Here is a 17,701-nt window from a genome sequence, read left to right as displayed (position 1 = left end):
CTCCTCGATTTATCAATGAGTCTCTGCCCAGGACTTACCGATCTGCGCTTCGCCGTCGATAAGAATTCGCCAGTTGAATTGCTCACCGGCTTGTCGGAATGATTGAACTGCGATGGCTGCAACTTCCTCAGCAATCTCTTCACAAACTTGAAGTTGGAACTCGTCATGAACGTGGGCGACCATTGCCCAATCCTTTCCCCATTCATATCCAGCAGCGGATAGATTGTCGTAAAGATTTACCGTGGCTTGTTTTACTAGCAATCCCCCGGCAGATTGCAGAAGGGTATTCAGCGCAGCGTGTTGAGAGCGGATATGAAGTTTCCGCCCATCAATCCCAATGAGATAACCGCGCTTCTTGACGGTTGCCTCGATGGCTTCCTTGAGTTTCTTCAGTGCGGGAGTCTTACGGAGAAACTCTTGCTTGAGCTTCTTGCCAGCTTTCGGACCCTTACCGATTATTGAACCGATCTTGGCGTCACCAGCTCCATAGAGGAATCCATAGATAAACGTCTTGGCATTATCCCGAGTCGGCAGACCGGCTGCCTTCTGGTTCATCGTATGGATGTCGGTGCCATCTTCCTTGCTTCCCTTCAGGATGATCTCGCCATATCGGCCTTCATCCCAACGAGCCATGTAGTGCGCCAGACAACGCAGCTCAAGGCCGCTGGCATCACAACCGATCAGGACATAACCTTCATCCACTGTGAAGCAGCTTCGGCACTCATGACCATAAGGAGCGCCAGTAGAAGGCACTTGGGCCATATTGGGGGAGGAGTGGGTACAGCGACCTGTGACAGCCCCATTCGTATTAACACTTCCATGTATCCTCCCGTTCTTCTCCAGCTTTAACCAACCGGCTTGGCCTTCAGCGATCTGTCCGATTCTCTTCTCGACAGTGAACCGCTCAGCCAGAAGTTTGGCTGGTGGATAGGACAGTCCCTCAAGAACAGTCTCATCGACTTTCGCTTCGCCTGTGTCCGTGAAGTCTTTCGGTTCCCATCCGTAGTTACTCTTCAGGCGGGCAGCTATTTGTTGGCGGCTTCCAGGGTTGAACTCTTCGAGTTTGATCTTGGTGAACGTGCAGCCTTCGACGTATCCCAGCTTTCGGTTATTCCGTTTGGGAGTTTGATCACAGACTTTCACGTACCAAGGCGGGAAGAACTCTTGGAGTTGAGCATCGAGTTCAGACCTACGGCCCATCAGTTCGGTGTACAGTTGGACCGCATTGTCCTTGTCAAACTTGAAGCCGAATCGTTCTTGCTTAGCAACTACGTGGCAGAACCGATGTTCGAGTTCAATCGCTCGGGGCGAGTAGTTCTTCGACTTGATCAACTTCCAGAGAGCCCGAGTGACTACAACATCCTGTTCACAGTAAGACTGCATCTCAGGATTCCACTCGGCCCAAGGGTCAAGCCCACTCTCTTCCATCTCCTTGGCGTAGTCACCTTTATGAAGCCCAAGACGATAGCCCCAGGCTTCCAGGGAGTGAGACCCACGAAGGCGAGGAGGGAGTTTCCCCTTCTTGATTAACTTAAAGTCCCGGTCAGCTAGGTCTGGCCAGATAAGCCGAGATAGGACCAGGGTATCAACCAACTGATCTTCTCGAAGCTCGAACCAGGGATAGACTTTTTGAATCGCGGGTAAGTCGAACTTTATGCCATTGTGAAAGACAACCTTGTCGAACTTCATTAGGGCTCGAAGCCCGACCTCGACGCCAATGAACTCCTTGCTATCATTAGTGCAGGAGTCGATTCCATCTTCATTGCCATAACACAGTGAATGCACAGTGGTGAGTACATCGAGAAACCCATTGGTTTCGATGTCAGCTACAGCTTCTCTCATCTGTCGTCCTCTCGCTGGAGTGACTCAATAGCGGATAGATCAGCCCACAAGTCGATAGCCGGGGAACTTGGCCTTCATGCGCTCAGCTCGTTCAGCCATGCGCTTCTCTGTGTCCGTCCGGCGTACTCGGGTGATGGTCTGGTTGGCGTGGTCTTCAAGGAACGAATCTGTGACCGTGAAGTTGTCGCCATCATAGGCGGCTTGATTGATCCCGAAGTCGAACCCATGGATCAGAGTTTCCGGGGAGTCACAGAGTTTCCCCATCCAGATCAGGTTGAACTCGATACCGTTCTCCTCGAAGTAATCAATGCCGACTACTCCACGGTCCTCGGCTGAGGGACCATAGCAGGTGATAGAGGAGGGCTCATTGAGTGGAATGCCATATGCTTTGACATACTCACGACTGATTTGAAGCCGATTAGGATCAATCTGAACCCACAAGTCTACATCTCGGACTTGATCTTTTTGACCAGCTCGAAGGTCTCGTAAACATCCCCCGGCAATGAATACCTTGTGAGTACAAAACCACAAAATATGCTCAAGCCTGTTCCTGACTTCTACCCACTCCCCAGGGAGATCGGTGGGCTTCAGTCCTTCGAGGATGTAATTCTTATGAATGCCTGACTCGAAAACTGAGTCTTGGCACCGTTGACACATTCCTTGGATTCGATGCTCTTTTCGAGATAAATTATCACGGAAGGGATCGCCAACTATCAGCCCACCGCAAGTTGGGCAAGTAGTGTCTAAAAACATATTCTCTCCTAGATCAGAAGTCAGATTTACCTTCCCAGGGCGGAGCGTCGTCCTCCTGTCCAAACCCATAGTCGTCGGCAGTGGCGGGAGACTTCTCGAACAACATCCCAGTCTCGGCGTCGTAGCCCAGCGGGATAGTCTTGCCGGTAGCCTGTCCGGTATAACGATCCTTGAGGATTCGGAAGGTTGTTGTCTGAGCTTCCTCGGGGTCTTCAGCTTGTTGATCACGCTCCAGGCCGAACATGTAGTAAGACCAGAAGCCGATACTGCGAGAGCCCTTGAAGTGGCGAATCATTACTCGACCACCTTCCTCGTGGGGCTTGCCTTCAGGAGTAGATAAGTGGGAGATGAAGTGAATGATGCAGCCCAGCTCTTTGGCCAGCCCAGCCATCTCCTTCATGATCTGCTCAAGGCTTTCCTTCTCGTTCGCCGTGTCAACCATTGCCGTAAGGTGATCGAGGAAGATGAGTCTGATCCCCAGGCCAGTGACCATATAGCGAATCTTGTTCGCCACTACATCCCACTCGGTCTGTCCGAATGAGTCATAGAAAGTCACCTTGCCCTTGAGCTTTGCGACAGCTTCTCGTCTCTCTTCAACAGTCCAGTCACCGTCAGGAATGTGGAACTGTTTGCGAGCCAGCTTCCCGGCAATGCGGGTGCCAGTCTCAGCGGGCATCTGTTCGAGATAGACCACGCCAACTTTCATCTTGAGCTGGGTGATGTCGTGCTCGATCTGTTGCGTGAATAGGTCAGTCTTACCGATGCCAGTCCCAGCGCCGAACCCGTAGACCTCACCATAGCGTCGGCCATAGGTGTACTGAGTGAGAGTAGGGAAGCACCAAGGGAGTCCCCATTCGACTGGCTTCTCGATCTGATCAAGGATATCGTCGATCTCAACGAGACCGTCAGGACGAAACTCCTCAGCATTCCAAAGAGCGGCTATCAGTTCCTTATCCCGACCAGCAACGAGCATCTCATTGGGGTCTTTAAGAGGGAGCTTTGCGATCTTCGCCTGTCCTGGCTTGAAGAGTTCCGCCGCTTTCTTAACGTTCTCCTGTCCGGCTTCATCCATGTCGAACAGAAGAACCACTTCCTCAAACGTAGAGAGCCACTCAAGGTTTGCTCTGATAGGGTCGCTATAGCTCTGAGCACCAGACGGAAGGGAGACTACAGGCCACTTATTGCCTTGGGCTTGAGAGACTGACAGACAATCAATCTCACCTTCGGTAATAACGACACGCTTACCACTACTTGGCCATAGATGCTGACCGAATAGCTGTAAGTTCTCCGCATCGAAGTCGCCTGTAGTTCTGAACTTCTTGTCAGGGAACCTGAGTTTCTGAGCTGTGACCTTGCCTGATTGATCTCGATAAGGAGCGACTTGAACCTTCTTCCCGAACTGCTCACCGAGGAAATAACCGAACTTCTTACAAGTCTCTTCAGTTATCTTCCGTTTCCTGAGCGGTATGACCTCGCCATCCGTGACCAAAGGTTTCTTACTCATAGGTCGCTTCTCGGTGGATGGTGAATGGGAGGGGCCATTGTTATCGTCAGCCCATTCGTTGACGTTGGCCCCACATGAAAAACATTTGCCCCATCCCTTGTCGTTTATCGAGTAGCCATCACTCGAAGAACACTTGGGACAGGGCAAGTGAGACTGAACCCATTCACTCATCGTCACCGCAGTCGCATCTCTCGACGGTCGCACAGATGTCGCCGTCAACATCTACTTCAGCTTTGAAGTCCAAGTCTTTATTGCAGACATCACAGCGGACTTCATAGAGTTGAACAGTCGCGGTAACATCGAGTTGCATATCACACCTCCTCACCGATCAGCTCAGAGATTTTGTCCCGAGTCTTCTCAGCCTTGGCACGATCCCGGCGATTCACGAAGTTGCGCGAAGTCAGTTCCGCCATCTTCTGCTCAGCGCTGTCGATGTCCTTATCAACCTGATCAATGTACTGATCGAGCTGACGGAGAGTCTTATGGAAGGACTTGAGGATAGAGTTAAGTTTCATAATGAGAGACTCCTAATTGTTAGAACCAACCGAGAATGCCGCCGACAGGGAATACAAAGATTCCAATCGCTCGGGAAACTTCGAGACCTTGGAAAGTTTCAGCACCGATCAAGTCAATAATGTTCATGACCCAACCGATGATCAGAAGAGCCAGCCCAGCGAGATACACGAGGACTGCGCCGACGCCAATCTTTTCGCTCAGTGTCAGCATCACAGACCTCCGATATATTTGATCTTGAATTGGCCGCTATGGAGACGATTAGGTTTGAAGTATTGATCCACTCCTGCCATCTTGATCCTCACCATGGAGCCGCTCAGGGAGAAACCTTCCATCGTGAAGTAGCCATGAGACTCTTTGAAAACATCCTTGTTGAACGGGTGCTTCACCACGTCATAGATGTGGTAAATACATCCAGGCTTCAGCCGAGTTACAAGCTTGATTTCATCGTCCAGGCTGTACTGAGCGAAGCGTTGTCCGGTCATCGGATTGCTCTTCATCTCAACTTTCACCGGGAAGCCAGTCTCTTTCAGATCAGTGATTCGACGTGGCAAGGCCATGATCCCGAAGTCCATCAGAGCACTGCGCTGAGTCAGTGTGTTTCCAGCCAGGAGTTGCCTACGGATAGTCTCTACTTGAGTTGCCATTTATTGATTACCTCTCACAGTTGTCGTGGAGTTTTACAGACCGTGTGATTCACAGACTCGATTGGTCAGGCGGGTGTGCGCGTCTTGGTAATAAGTCAGGGCAGGGAAAGTCAGGCCAAGAATGTTGTAGACGCCGTTCCAGTTACCCATGACGCGACCAGAGCGACGTTTGGTGTACGGCTTGGAGCGACTCGGTGAACTGAACGGGACTCCTTTGCGCTTTGGGCTGAGTTCTTCTTCCACGATGATTTCCTCCATACAAATGAGAAAAGCCCCAGCCTCTCTCGAAGCCGGGGCGATTAGGTGTTCTATGGGTGGGCTCTATTGTTTGAAGTTGCTGTTGAACGGGGCGAGACCCTCGAACTCAAGCTCCTCAGAGTCCCGCTCATCGAGCCACTTTTGGACATCAAATGAGGGACAGGCTTTAGGTGAAGCTCCAGTCTTATCAATAAGGTCACGGTGTCCCATGACTTCAACTTCAGGACTGACTTCAACCAACGGCTGGATGCCGATGTCATTGATCAGCCAATAGAGAGACTCCAGTTGCTCTTGCGAGTAAGTGTTCTTCGCTTTCATGTCAGCATCGACACCACCGATGAGGCAGATGCCGATAGACCTACGGTTCCAGCCAGGGCCACAATCTCCAACATGGGCTCCAGGTTTTTCCAACGGACGACAGCGATGGCCTCGCTCTTTTGACTCGATGGTGCCGTCCAGCCGGAGAACGAAGTGATACCCATTACCGAGCCAGCCACGGGCTCGATGCCACTTGTCGATGTCGGCAGCGCCAAAGTCTTCCCCTTCCGGGGTGGCGCTACAGTGAACGATGATGTGATCTACAAGACGTTTCTGTTGAGTCATACAATTCCTGCCTCTTCCAAGGCTCGGAGGCGCTTCTTACAAGGCTTTTCCTCCTTCCACTCCTTCGGGATAATTCGGTCGTGATACTGGAAGCCGTGCTTATTGCACCACGCAGCGTATGTCGTTTTGCTTCCCTTGCTGATCTTGTTTCGAGAGTTCGAGAAGACGAACCGTATGTCCAGATCAGGATGCTGTTCCTGAATAATCAGGTGCTTCTTCCTGTCCGCTACAACGAACCGGCCCTTGGTCTCGATGATGATTCCATTGGGAAGCACGAAGTCTGGCGTGTACTTGGCCTTTCGGGGAGGGTAGGTGAAGTGGATTTTGTGTTTCTCATACTCAGCCTCCACTCCACTCTTTTTCAGATCGTCAGCGACAGCTTCTTCGAGACCCGAACGAAACCCATGCCGAAGGCCAATCTGCTTGGCCGACTTCCGGCTGGTCTTTCGGTTTATCTGTCGCATGATTAGAAGTCTCCGCCGTCATCCTCCTCGTTTTCTTCATCGTTACCCTCATAGCCTTCCTCTTCGTCAAAGCCTTGAGAGTCATCGTCGCCATCATCACCGTCTTCGTAGCCCTCTTCCTGGCCGAAGCCAAAGGCTCCACCATCCATGTCACCGCCAGTGGATAGCTCGATGATCTGAATTGCTTTCAGACGGAGAGTGATACCAGCCTCGGAGTCCTTCTGGTTGAAGTAAGGAACAACCTCAAAGGCCACCTTGGCGATAGTGCCGTTCCATACACGCTTGGGCTTGGTTGGTTTCCCCTTAGCGTCGAACAGCGCTGGAGCCTGAGTGAACGGCTCGCCATTAGTCGGTTCGACGTAAGCATTAAGCTTGGTCTTTACGAACAGCTCACCTTCATCAATGTAGAAGGGAGGATCAGCCTCGGTTACTTCAACAACCTTACCCTTCTTCTTCTTGCCATTGTGTTCTTCAGAGAACTTCTCGAACGATGCGTCAAGCTTCTCTGTCAGGAAGTCTGAACATTTACCAACGGACTTTCCGGTCTTGGCATCGAAGAGTTCAGCATCTTCTGGCATCTTGACATAAGTGTGATACACACCAGACCCAACATACTTTGTGTCGGGCTTTCCGGTAACAACATGCGGATAAACGAGAACTCCTTTCGGAGTAACGAAGCGAGGATTACGTTTCTTCTGTTCAGCCATTAAGTGTTTCTCTCAGTTGTCGAGTTTACTAAAGCGTTCTCTAACGCTCACGGAGAATGGATTTCAATCAGGGCTTCAACGTCGAAGCCTTGCTCTACGAGTCGAGCGTGAAGATCAACGGGCAATAGGTAGCCCGCCTCGATCAGCTCAAGAGCATCGTCAAGGTCATTCATGTGATTGCCTGTTCTATGGGTGGGCTCTATTGGTGATCGAACAGCAAGCTAGGAGCTGTTCTATGGGTGGGCTCTATTCCCTGAGCCCCATCGTTTCGGTGTCCTGTAGGTGGGCTCTATTAGCCATCCGGTAAGGGAACACATCAAATAACGGATACATTAGGCAAAGAAAAAGTCGGACTCCATCACCTGCTCCAAGTCCAGTGAGCCTTTAGAGGGGAGCGGGGCCAGCTTAGAGTCTTCGGGTAGCTGATCTTCCAGCTCTGACTTGAAGTCAGCTAACACATCTCTCTCAGTATACATCTCAATGAATGCCTCTCTCAGAATGTCGGCGAGAGCCCACGCATTGCCAGCGTGAGTGCCGTATGAGTCGTGGACCAGGGCGAAGGCACGTACACCTTCCTTCCAGCATGAGCGGACTGTCTGGCGCATGTGGCTGGCGTCCATCGAGTGAACCCAGTTTGGCGAGATTCCATTTGCCTGTTTACTGCGGTCCAGTTCTGGAGCTTGGCCAGTGTCTTTGGCAACAGACAAACGGAGACTCTGGCCGCCGAACGTCATGCGGATACGCTTGGTGGAGAGCTTAGGGTAAGCCTGGAGTACAGGCAGACCATCGGGAGTCGTCCAGCGTACCGGCAAGCCTTCCTTGGATGAGGCTCGGGCAGCCTTCTGAAACCAGTCCATTGCTTCCCTGGCAGCGACGACAACCTGAGCGACGGACTGCCAGATCAGCTTGCCCATATACTCAGCAGCTCCCCAGCCACCATCTTTCCAAGGGAAGTCGGTCCCAAGCTCCAGCTTTGCGGGCTTCACTGTGTCCTCAAAGACTTGGTTCTTGAAGCCGAACTCTTTGGCACCATAAGCCAGCGTCATGACCGGACGCTTGCACGTCTTCCGGTTGATCCCCATGGACAGCCACCCGGCAGCGTTGAGAGCTGTCTTCTCGTCGTCTGAGTGGACATCCTTCTTGACCTGCTCTTCCACGATGTCAGCGACACGCTGATAGATGTCAGCGGGAAGCTCTTGTGGAGTCAGGTTGACGGCTGAGCCACCAACAGGATCGCGCAGGGCAGCGCTGAAGTTCTGGAGTCCATTGCATGACCCATCCATCTGAACGGGGAGGGTAGAGACGTACCCGAAGCCTTCCTCTTTGAGTCCCTGCCACTCGAAACAGAAGGCCAGGAACTGGAAGGGATCGTCAGCGTCAGCCCACATCCTGTTATTGAAGGGGTCATTGGCGCTGGCCAGGATTTCTTGCTCGTTCTCTTCGACCCACTCGACGCGACCTTCAAGACTGTCCTTGTCGTATCCGTAGACGTTCGCTCCATGGACAGCCAGCCAAGCGCGCGCCTCTTCGTCGTTGATAGGAACACCATCAGCGAACTCCAAAAGTCCCTTCGCCAAGTCACTCCCTTGCGGGTTCAGGAACATCGGCACCGCATAGGCTCGGCCACGGAAGTCGAGTTGGTGAGGGAAATAGACTCGATCCTCGTCAGAGAACTGCTCAGCAACCGTGAGAATCTTCACGAGCTGGAGCCGGAGAGACTTGAGCTGAGCGTTGGCTGTGTGAATGTCCGTGGCTGCCGCCTTCCAGGCTTTGAACTGGTCCATCTCTTCGTCAGTCCATTGGTCCTTCGTGTAGTTCTCATCGTCGAGAAACCCAGGCTTAGGCGGTAGATCGTAGTCATCCGCTGCCGGAATCCCGCCGAGAGTCGAGCCGTTGTTCCAGAGAGTACGGACAACATCGAGCATCTTGGGATTGATCGCCCAGGCAGTGGACTGCATCGCATTGACCGCATCATAGACCGGAGTGATGTCCATCTCGTTCAGCTCATCGAGATACGCACGGTTGTACGTCTTGATGAACTTGAGCTTGCGGACACGAGTCGTCCAGTAGCCGCCATCGTGAGGAGTAGTCCACGGCTTGGGCGGGATGATGGTCGGGAGATAGACCGGCGACAGGAGTTCACAACGGTTGTTCTCTTCGTTGATCCAGTCCATTGCCTCCGGCGTAGCCTCGATCAGAACCTCAGTGTTAGTCCCTCGACGAGTCACAGACGACTTAGTGACCAGCCCGGTAGTGTTCATCATGATCTCGATGAGCTTGGTCCCAACGCATGTCCGTTGCTCCGGCGACCACTCAGGAACCTCGATGTCACGCGCTTGCATGTTGTGGCGCATGACCTTCCGGCTTCGGTCGTAGCTCGTTGAGTTCTTCTCTTCCCGCTTCACCAGCCAGTCGTGGGCGTTCTTGTCCTGCTCCTTGAATGCTCGGAAGGCCAGCTCGTCTTCGATCATCATGCCGATACGGTAAGCCGTGGGAGTGAACTTCCGACCGGCAGCGATGCCATCGAGGACCACCCTGGCTGCAATGTACGCACAGACTTCAGGCTCGATGTCCTTGATCATGACTGCCGCTGTGTTCTTCACCCCAGGCTTGCCCGAGAGAGCCTCTTCAAGAAACGTCTCGATCCCTCCTGTCATATCGACGATTGCTTGGTTCATCAGGCGACGGACACTGCGGACACTGGTCTCCTGCTCGCGCTCCCTGGCTTTCTCGATGTTCGACCAGTAGCGGTCGATACCCATCCCTCGCATCTTCTCTTCGAGCTGTACCTGACGGTCGAACTTCGCGTCGAACTCAGGATCGTTCTGGATTTCACGGATGAGCTGATCGGTGATGGACTCAGTGGTCATCTTAAAGTCTCTCCAAAGATGGTCTTAAAGAAGTGAGAACTAATGAATCCCCATCCCCTGTAATCCCCTTCCCCAGCGAGGAGAGGAGCGTTGTCCTGTAGGTGGGCTCAATTGATGTCAGTGGCCTTGGGTGGGCTCTATTCGCCACAAACACGCCACAAAGAGGGACCGTAGGTAGGTCATACCAGCCTACGGATACATCAAGACAAACAAAAAGCCCCCGCGAGGAGCGAGGGCAAGTATACCGGTTGATGGGAACGATTCAACTGCGGATAGTTGAGGCGTGACAACCTAAATCCAGCGTGTCTACCAATTCCACCACATCCGCGATCTTCGATGGCCGCCCATATTTTACGGATGGACTGGAGCAAGTCAACGAGTTAATCCGGTAGTCGCAGATACTCGGCGGCCTTCGCTACGAGGTCGTGGGTGTCGCCATGCGTGAAGTAGGGCAGGGTGCCGAGACAGGGGGCGGCAAGATGATGTTTCAGCGTGGCCAGGTTGCCGTCGCGCGCGGCGATATCCGGGTCGATCTGGTTGGCGACCCAACCGGCAATGCGCAAACCCTGGGCGGTAATGGTATCGAGCGTCAGGCGCGCATGATTGATGGCCCCAAGGCGTAAACCAACCACCAGGATCACCGGTACGTCGAGCTTGACCGCCAGATCGCTCAGGTCTTCGCTGTCGTTGAGCGGCACCCGCCACCCGCCAGCGCCTTCGATCAGCGTCAGGTCACGGCGTTCGGCAAGCGGTGCGGCAAGCGAGTGGATGAGATCCTCCACTCCCAATATCTGGCCAGCCTGGTAGGCGGCCAGATGCGGGGCGATCGCTGGTGCGAAGGCGTAGGGGTTGACGGTTTCGTAGTCCACCGCCGGCTGGGACTGCGATTGCAGGACCAAGGCATCGATGTTGCGCAAGCCGGCCGGCGTCGCTTCGCTACCCGAAGCTACAGGCTTGAGGCCCAGGGTGGTCAGCCCCTGGCGCCGGGCGACGGCCAGCAGTGCGGCGCTGACCAGTGTCTTGCCGGCATCGGTGTCGGTACCGGTCACGAAGTAGGTGGGCATTCAGTCGATCCTTTCTTTTGACAAGGTGAGCGTCACGCACTGGTAGCTCACCGGCAAACCGTCTGGCTCGCGAAGTGTCTCGTAGCGTCGGGTGGCGCGGGCCACGTCCCTGCGGCTTAGGCGGTTACCGGTGGCTGCCTGAGCACCTACGCCCTTGATCGATGCCATGACGGCGGATAGGTCCGGGTAGTAAAAGCGCCGGGGAGTGACCTCGATAACGATGCCACGAAAGCCGGCCTGGTAGGCAATCCGTCGCAGCGCCGCCGGAGAAGGGAATTCCAACACGCCAGCGGGGCGCCCGGGGCGCGACCAGGCTTGACGAACTTCAGTCAGAGTGCCGGGGCCCAAAGTGTTGATCAGGGCCATGCCATCTGGCGTCAATATTCTATGGAGTTCGCTCATCGCATCGACGAGATCGGGACACCACTGAAGAGCCAGATTGGAGAAGATCAGATCCCGAGAGCAAGGGGCGAGTGGCAAGCTCGTGGCATCGGCGCATAACCAATGGGCACGCTCGCCATGTTCACGTCGTGCTTCTACCAGCATGCCCGGGGCCAGGTCGACCCCCAGTGCGGTTGTGGCGTAACGATGCGATAGTTTGGCCGTCCAGTGGCCGGGACCGCAGCCCAGGTCCAGTATGTGGGTGGCGTGTGCCGGCAGCTTGGCCCACAAGGTGTCGCCCATCGCCTGTTGGGCACCGGCGCGTTCTCTGTAGCGGGGAGCGGCCCGGCTGAACGCATGTGCCACCCGGCGGCGCCAGTCATGGCGCCGTCGCTGCTCGATGATGCCTTCCCGTAGATCGCGCTCGGCCAGGGCAGTCATGACGACTCTTCCTCGCGGTGATGTCCGGTGGTTGAATGACGATGGACGATTGAGGCCAAGTAATGTGTGAGTGTGGCTGGCTGGGAAAGCTGGGGACAGTGGCCAGCATCCTCGAGTCGATGGCCGGTAGCGTCGTTCGGCAGTGGTGCGATGAGTGGATCCTTCGCCCCTTGGCAGCGATACACCGGACAGGGTGGTTTGGCCAGGAGCGTGGAGGCATCGAGTGAGCTAAGTTGAGCCAGACCAGCGGCCAGCGTTTCCTCGCTGGCCGGGGGCGTTCTTTCGATCAGAGCGAGCAGCCGCTCGAGTACCACACGCGGGGCGGGTTCGCCGCCCAGTTGCCAGCGCAGGAAGTGATGCCAGGTGGCCTCTCCATCACGTCGAAACGCGCGTTGAAATGCCTTTAGCTCCTGGCTCGTGACACCACCTTTCTCTCGTTCGGTAACGGTGAAGCGTGGCCCCATGCCCAGCATCACCAGTGCTTTCGGGGCTGGCAATCGCTCGAGGAGATGAGCGGCCAGCAGTGCACCGAGTGACCAGCCGACCCACACGGCATCGCAAGCGAGGTCCGCGCTCATGGCATCCGCCAAGGCATCCAGGTCTCCCGGGATGTCAAGCGGAGGACGACCTCCATAGCCGGGCCAGTTGGGTGCGTCGACTTGGATATCTTCGGACCAATAAGGTGCCAGCGGCCGCCAGATGCGCGCATCGATTCCCCAACCGGATAGCAGTACGAGTTTGCTCATGGGCTAACCGCCTCCCGTACTTCCGGGGGGGCATGCTTGGCCAGCTCGCCCAGGCAGTCGAGCAGGGCATCGATTTCGTCCAGCGTGTGTCGGGCACTCAATGTCAGCCGCAGGCGTGCCTGCCCGTGAGGGACCGTGGGCTCGCGAATGGCACCGACCAGGAAGTTGCGTTGTACCAGTACGTCGCGCCATGCCATCACCCGGGCGTTGGTGCCCAGCAGCAGGGGTTGTATGGGCGTGGTCGAGGGCAGTAGCGGCAGGCCATGGTCCGCGGCACCGACACGGAAGTAATGGATGTTATCGTGCAATCGGACGCGATGTTCCGGCTCGGTTGCCAGGATATCCAGTGCTCGCAAGGTTGCGCTGGCCACACCGGGTGGTTGTGCGGTGGTGTAGATATAGGGTCTGGCAAACTGGATCAGGGCTTCGATCAGTGGTTCATCACCGGCCACGAAGGCTCCGGCTGAACCCAGTGCCTTGCCCAAGGTGCCGATCAGCACGGGCACTTGCGCGGTACCGTATCGCTGGCCTACGCAACCGTCGCCCCGTTTGCCTAGTACCCCCAGACCGTGGGCGTCGTCGACCATCAGCCAGGCGCCATGACGTTGGCACGTGGCTACCAGACCGTCGATATCGGCGATATCCCCATCCATGCTGAACACACCGTCGCTGACCACCAGGCGTCGGTCACCGTCGGGAGCACGCGCGAGCAGACGGTCGAGATCGTCGAGATCGCAGTGGTGGAAGCGCCGTGAGCGTGCTCCGGCGAGCGCTGCCCCATCGAGCAGCGAGGCATGGTTCAGGCGGTCCTGATAAAGCTGGGTATGACGGTCGCCGAGCGTCTGCAGCGTGCCCAGATTGGCCATGTAGCCGGTCGAGAATAGCAGCGCCCGGGGTCTTCCGGTCAGCTCGGCCAAGCGCTCTTCAAGCTCATGATTAGGGGCGAGATGGCCTGATACCAAGTGTGAGGCGCCGGCACCGGCACCGAAGCGGCGCGCCCCTCGGGCCTGCGCCTCGATCAGACGAGGGTCGCAGGCCAAGCCCAGATAGTCGTTGCTGGCGAAGTCGCGTTGACGCATTGGCCGCTCGAGTGTTGGCCGTTCGCGCCACAAGCCTGCCGCACGTTGCTGTGCCAGCCGGTCGCTCAAGAAAGCCTGCCAAGCATCGCCGAGCATGTCAGACCACCTGCGTGGCGCCGACGCCTGCGGCTTGGGTGGCATCGGCGCCCGCGGCTTGGGTGGCATCATAGAACAGTGCCTGGTTGGCGCGTTCGGCCACCGCCCGCTCAAGTGCCGCGGCTTGTGCGGCGTCGTCTCGACAGGTCTCGCGACTTTCGGGATGCAATCCCAGCTTGGCGAACAGCGCACGGTCGCGCTCTGCCTCGGGGTTGTCGGTGGTCAGCAGCTTGTCACCGTAGAAGATCGAGTTGGCTCCGGCGAGGAAAGCCAATGCCTGGGTCGACTCACTCATCTGTTCGCGTCCCGCGGACAGGCGCACATGACTTTTTGGCATCAGGATGCGTGCCACGGCGATGGCGCGGATGAAATCGATGGGATCGAGGTCGTCGGCAACTTCGAGTGGGGTGCCGGGCACCTTGACCAGCATGTTGATAGGCACCGATTCCGGATGTGGCTTCAGGCTTGCCAACTGTTGCAGCAAACTGGCCCGGTCGCTGGGGGCTTCTCCCATGCCGAGGATACCGCCGGAACAGACCTTCATGCCGGCATCGCGGACATTGGCCAGGGTGTCGAGGCGGTCGGTATAGCTGCGAGTGGTGATGATCTCACCGTAGTATTCGGGTGAGGTGTCCAGGTTATGGTTGTAGTAGTCGAGTCCAGCGTTGGCGAGCTGCTGGGCCTGGCCGGTATCGACCATTCCCAGCGTCATGCATGTCTCGAGTCCCAACGCCTTGACGCGCTTGACCATTTCCAGCACCACCTCGAGATCGCGCTGGCGCGGACTGCGCCAGGCCGCACCCATGCAGAAGCGGCTGGCTCCGGCCTCCTTGGCGGCCTGGGCCTGGGCCACTACCTTGTCGATCTCCAGCAGCTTTTCCTTGCCCAGGCCGGTGTTGTAGTGCCCCGATTGCGGGCAGTACTTGCAATCCTCGGGGCAGGCCCCGGTCTTGATCGACAGCAATGTCGACACCTGTACGGCATTGGCGTCGAAGTGCTGGCGATGGACTTGCTGGGCGCGAAACAGCAGATCGTTGAACGGTAGGGCGAACAGCGCCTCGATTTCGGCAAGGGTCCAGTCGTGGCGAAGGTCTGCGGGAGCGGTTAGAGTCATGGATGTGCCCACATGGGTTGGTAAACTTTACATGGGAAGATTCGGTTAACAGGGATGATAGAGACCAAGGCGCTGCTGTCAACCAGGCTTATGGATAAGGTTAACGAGTGGTTGCGTCATGCCTTGCCCGGGCATTGCGCCTTCTGCATGGGAGCGACGCAGCCGGGGAAGCCATGGTGCGAGCCTTGTGTGGTGGCCTTGCCTTGGAACCTGCCGGCTTGCCCGCAATGTGCTGAGCCGATGACGGCAAGCGATGGAAAGAAGGAGTGTCTGTGCGGAGCCTGTCTGAGTCGTCCGCCGAGTTTCGTGCGCGCGCGGGTGCCGCTGCGTTATGAGGATGAGATTGCTCTGTTGGTGCAGCGTTTCAAGTTTTCCGCTTCGCCGCGAGCCGGCAACCTGTTGGTGGCCTTGTTGGAGCAGGCGCTGCACCGTGAGTTGGGGCGACCGGGTGCCTGCAATGTGGCCTGGCCTGACGGGCTGGTCAGTGTGCCGCTGCACCCTCGAAGAGCGCGGCAGCGCGGCTTCGATCAAGCCGATTGGCTTGCCAGCCGCTTGGGCAAGCGGTTGGGCGTGTCATGCCATCGGGCGAGCCGGCATCGTATGACCCCCTCCCAGCGTGGGCTGACATCCCGCGAGCGCCGGGCCAATCTGCGCCAGGCTTTTAGCGTGCCGACAGCGTTACCCGCACGGGTAGCCCTCGTCGACGATGTGATGACCACTGGAGCGACGCTGGAGGCGCTGGGACAGGCCTGTCTGGCGGCAGGCGCGCAGGAAATCGAGGTTTGGGCGGTTGCGCGAACGCCTAAGCCATGAATTCTGTTAGGATGCCTTCAGATGTCGTCTTCAGCAGGGTGCCACCATGACCGCGAGTCCCCATCCGTTCGAGCGCCTGGACCCCAAGCGCATCGTCGATGCCGTCGAGTCGCTTGGCATGTGGTTGCCAGGCGAACCCTTCGCGCTCAACAGTTACGAGAACCGTGTATTTCTGGTCAGCGACGACGAGCGCCGCCGTTGGGTGGTCAAATTTTATCGCCCCGGCCGTTGGAGCGATGCCCAGATCCTGGAGGAGCATGATTTCCTGGCCGAGCTCGAAGCAGAGGGTGTGCCGGTAGGGGCCCCGTGGCGGAATGACAAGGGCGAGAGTCTGCATCATGCCGAGGGTTTCCGCTTTGCGCTGTTCACCCAGGTCGCCGGTCAGGCACCGGAGTTGGAAAACCCCACCCATCTATTTGCCTTGGGAGATGTGATCGGTCAGCTGCATGCGGTAGGCAAGCGGCGCCCTTTCGTTCATCGCAGGGCACTGGACCTGGATGACATGGTACGCGAGAGTCGCGAGCAGGTGTTGTCCGGCCCATGGATGAGTCGACGGCAGCGCCGGGCTTACGAGCGCATCAGTGGAGAGCTGCATGCGGTACTCAAGGAACATGCCTGGTCGTCGACGCGGACGATTCGAGTACACGGCGACTGCCATCTGGGCAATATTCTCGGCCGCGATGAGCACTTCAGTCTGGTGGACTTCGACGACTGCGTGATGGCGCCGGCGGTGCAGGATCTGTGGATGCTGCTGACCGCCCAGAGCGACCAGGAGGCCCATATGCAACTGGCTGAAATCGTCGAGGGCTATGAGCAGCATACCGAGTTCGATCGCCGGGAATTGGCGTGGATCGAACCGCTGCGCAGTCTACGGCTGATCCGCCACAGTGCCTGGCTGGCGGCTCGCTGGGAAGATCCGGCCTTCCCCCGGGCCTTTCCCTGGGTAGCCGAAGAGAGCTACTGGGACGCGCATATCCGCACCCTGGAGCAGCAGCGCCAGGCAATGGATGAGCGGTCGATCTGGCTAGCCTAGGTCGTCAATCGGCATCCGGGTCGGGGCGTTCGCCGGGAATCGGATTGGCGACGCCTTCACCTTGAGCCTGACGACGTTGCTCATTGATGCGGGCAGCAGGGTTGTCCTTGGGCTCCAACGCCAATTCGCGCCCCAGGCGCAATTGGAAGACGTGGGAGGGCCGCAGCTCGGCACGTTCGCAACCGTCGTCGACCTTGTCGATGCAGGCATCGACGGCGTAGCTGCCATCACTTTCCATACCCGCTGCCGAAAGCTCGCCACTGAAGATTTCGCTATCGGCGCCCTGAGTGTCGATGCAGGTCAGGGTCTTGGCCGAAATTCGTACACGTTCACCCTCGAGTCGGGCATCGGCCGTGATCAGGCAATGTGAGGGAAGTTGGTAGCGAGCATGCTCACTGGTCACGGGTTGCAGCAGCAAATCGGAAAGTGTGGGGGTTTCTTGGGTCAGGAGTGCGTCGTCGATCACGCGGACCTCGAAAGCCGCATCCTCAGGCAGGCGCAGGGTGTCGCTCATGGCGGTCATGGGCAGTGTCAGGCCGACCAGCAGCAGACTTGTCAGGTATCGTTTGATCATGGTCTGAACCCTCGACAATGAAACGGATCCGCGGGGGCGCCGAGCCGTCTTATCAGCACCGCAGGAAAACAGGGCGAGGAGTCTAGCACAGTGGCGGCAGTGACGCAGCGAGGCAGGATGTCGCGGCCGCGCCGGCGATTTATTCAGCGCTTCCCTTTTGCTCCTGCGCTGTGGCGGAGGTTGGGATAGAATTGACATT

General features: G+C 56.8%; 21 protein-coding genes. 2 read left to right on the top strand and 19 right to left on the bottom strand.

Translation table 11 applies throughout. The features are described from left to right. Positions 1–12: 12 nt before the first annotated feature. The 18 genes from IE093_RS09120 to bioB form a co-directional block, all read right to left on the bottom strand. Positions 13–1,842, bottom strand: a complete 1,830-nt coding sequence (locus tag IE093_RS09120; protein ID WP_189468376.1) for a DNA polymerase — start codon at positions 1,840–1,842, stop codon at positions 13–15. A 39-nt stretch (positions 1,843–1,881) separates the two neighbouring features. Next, the gene (locus tag IE093_RS09115; protein ID WP_189468375.1) at positions 1,882–2,595 is read right to left on the bottom strand and encodes a Gabija anti-defense Gad2 family protein; all 714 of its coding nucleotides are present in this window, start codon (positions 2,593–2,595) and stop codon (positions 1,882–1,884) included. A gap of 13 nt (positions 2,596–2,608) precedes the next feature. Further along, a complete protein-coding gene (locus tag IE093_RS09110; protein WP_229803409.1) occupies positions 2,609–4,099 on the bottom strand; it encodes a DnaB-like helicase C-terminal domain-containing protein in 1,491 nt (496 codons plus the stop codon). A 163-nt stretch (positions 4,100–4,262) separates the two neighbouring features. After that, positions 4,263–4,409, bottom strand: coding sequence for a hypothetical protein (locus tag IE093_RS09105; RefSeq protein WP_189468371.1), 147 nt, complete (start codon positions 4,407–4,409; stop codon positions 4,263–4,265). Position 4,410: 1 nt separating this feature from the next. Further along, a complete protein-coding gene (locus IE093_RS09100) occupies positions 4,411–4,614 on the bottom strand; it encodes a hypothetical protein (RefSeq protein WP_189468369.1) in 204 nt (67 codons plus the stop codon). A gap of 19 nt (positions 4,615–4,633) precedes the next feature. Then, positions 4,634–4,825 (bottom strand): hypothetical protein, encoded by a 192-nt coding sequence (locus IE093_RS09095; RefSeq protein ID WP_189468367.1) that lies wholly within the window; start codon positions 4,823–4,825, stop codon positions 4,634–4,636. Then, a complete protein-coding gene (locus IE093_RS09090) occupies positions 4,825–5,259 on the bottom strand; it encodes a helix-turn-helix domain-containing protein (protein WP_189468365.1) in 435 nt (144 codons plus the stop codon). The genes IE093_RS09095 and IE093_RS09090 overlap by 1 nt, the downstream gene beginning before the upstream one ends. Before the next feature lie 33 nt (positions 5,260–5,292). Next, the gene (locus IE093_RS09085; RefSeq protein ID WP_189468363.1) at positions 5,293–5,502 is read right to left on the bottom strand and encodes a hypothetical protein; all 210 of its coding nucleotides are present in this window, start codon (positions 5,500–5,502) and stop codon (positions 5,293–5,295) included. 78 nt (positions 5,503–5,580) lie between these two features. Then, a complete protein-coding gene (locus IE093_RS09080) occupies positions 5,581–6,120 on the bottom strand; it encodes an N-acetylmuramoyl-L-alanine amidase (RefSeq protein ID WP_189468360.1) in 540 nt (179 codons plus the stop codon). After that, a complete protein-coding gene (locus IE093_RS09075; RefSeq protein WP_189468358.1) occupies positions 6,117–6,584 on the bottom strand; it encodes an endodeoxyribonuclease in 468 nt (155 codons plus the stop codon). The genes IE093_RS09080 and IE093_RS09075 overlap by 4 nt, the downstream gene beginning before the upstream one ends. A gap of 2 nt (positions 6,585–6,586) precedes the next feature. Next, positions 6,587–7,291 (bottom strand): hypothetical protein, encoded by a 705-nt coding sequence (locus IE093_RS09070; RefSeq protein ID WP_189468356.1) that lies wholly within the window; start codon positions 7,289–7,291, stop codon positions 6,587–6,589. A 47-nt stretch (positions 7,292–7,338) separates the two neighbouring features. Beyond that, on the bottom strand, positions 7,339–7,464 hold the full coding sequence (locus IE093_RS22645) for a hypothetical protein (RefSeq protein WP_268247394.1): 126 nt from the start codon (positions 7,462–7,464) through the stop codon (positions 7,339–7,341). Between the two features lie 159 nt (positions 7,465–7,623). After that, positions 7,624–10,161 carry a DNA-directed RNA polymerase gene (locus IE093_RS09065; RefSeq protein WP_189468355.1) on the bottom strand — a complete coding sequence of 846 codons (2,538 nt, stop codon included), beginning with the start codon at positions 10,159–10,161 and terminating at the stop codon, positions 7,624–7,626. Positions 10,162–10,541: 380 nt separating this feature from the next. Next, positions 10,542–11,225 carry a dethiobiotin synthase gene (gene bioD, locus IE093_RS09060; RefSeq protein WP_189468352.1) on the bottom strand — a complete coding sequence of 228 codons (684 nt, stop codon included), beginning with the start codon at positions 11,223–11,225 and terminating at the stop codon, positions 10,542–10,544. Beyond that, entirely contained in the window at positions 11,226–12,047 is an 822-nt protein-coding gene (bioC, locus tag IE093_RS09055) for a malonyl-ACP O-methyltransferase BioC (RefSeq protein ID WP_189468350.1), read from the bottom strand. After that, the gene (locus IE093_RS09050; protein WP_189468348.1) at positions 12,044–12,793 is read right to left on the bottom strand and encodes an alpha/beta fold hydrolase; all 750 of its coding nucleotides are present in this window, start codon (positions 12,791–12,793) and stop codon (positions 12,044–12,046) included. Before IE093_RS09050 ends, bioC begins: the two co-directional genes overlap by 4 nt. Then, positions 12,790–13,968 (bottom strand): 8-amino-7-oxononanoate synthase, encoded by a 1,179-nt coding sequence (gene bioF / locus IE093_RS09045; RefSeq protein WP_189468346.1) that lies wholly within the window; start codon positions 13,966–13,968, stop codon positions 12,790–12,792. The genes IE093_RS09050 and bioF overlap by 4 nt, the downstream gene beginning before the upstream one ends. A 1-nt stretch (position 13,969) precedes the next feature. After that, the gene (gene bioB / locus IE093_RS09040) at positions 13,970–15,082 is read right to left on the bottom strand and encodes a biotin synthase BioB (protein WP_189468344.1); all 1,113 of its coding nucleotides are present in this window, start codon (positions 15,080–15,082) and stop codon (positions 13,970–13,972) included. Between the two features lie 90 nt (positions 15,083–15,172). Between bioB and IE093_RS09035 the strand changes: the two genes are divergently transcribed. Together IE093_RS09035 and IE093_RS09030 are read left to right on the top strand one after the other, a co-directional pair. Further along, positions 15,173–15,895, top strand: a complete 723-nt coding sequence (locus IE093_RS09035) for a ComF family protein (protein WP_189468341.1) — start codon at positions 15,173–15,175, stop codon at positions 15,893–15,895. 46 nt (positions 15,896–15,941) lie between these two features. Beyond that, positions 15,942–16,928: a serine/threonine protein kinase gene (locus IE093_RS09030; RefSeq protein WP_189468340.1), complete on the top strand. Its 987-nt coding sequence runs from the start codon at positions 15,942–15,944 to the stop codon at positions 16,926–16,928. Positions 16,929–16,932: 4 nt separating this feature from the next. Here IE093_RS09030 and IE093_RS09025 read toward each other — a convergent pair whose 3' ends face one another. Beyond that, complete coding sequence (locus tag IE093_RS09025; protein WP_189468338.1) at positions 16,933–17,502, bottom strand: hypothetical protein; 570 nt, start codon at positions 17,500–17,502, stop codon at positions 16,933–16,935. Between the last annotated feature and the right edge of the window lie 199 nt (positions 17,503–17,701).

Origin of the sequence: Litchfieldella qijiaojingensis (assembly GCF_014651875.1) — a bacterium.
GTDB classification, from domain to species: Bacteria; Pseudomonadota; Gammaproteobacteria; order Pseudomonadales; family Halomonadaceae; genus Litchfieldella; species Litchfieldella qijiaojingensis.
This window is presented reverse-complemented; position numbering and strand designations above follow the sequence as displayed.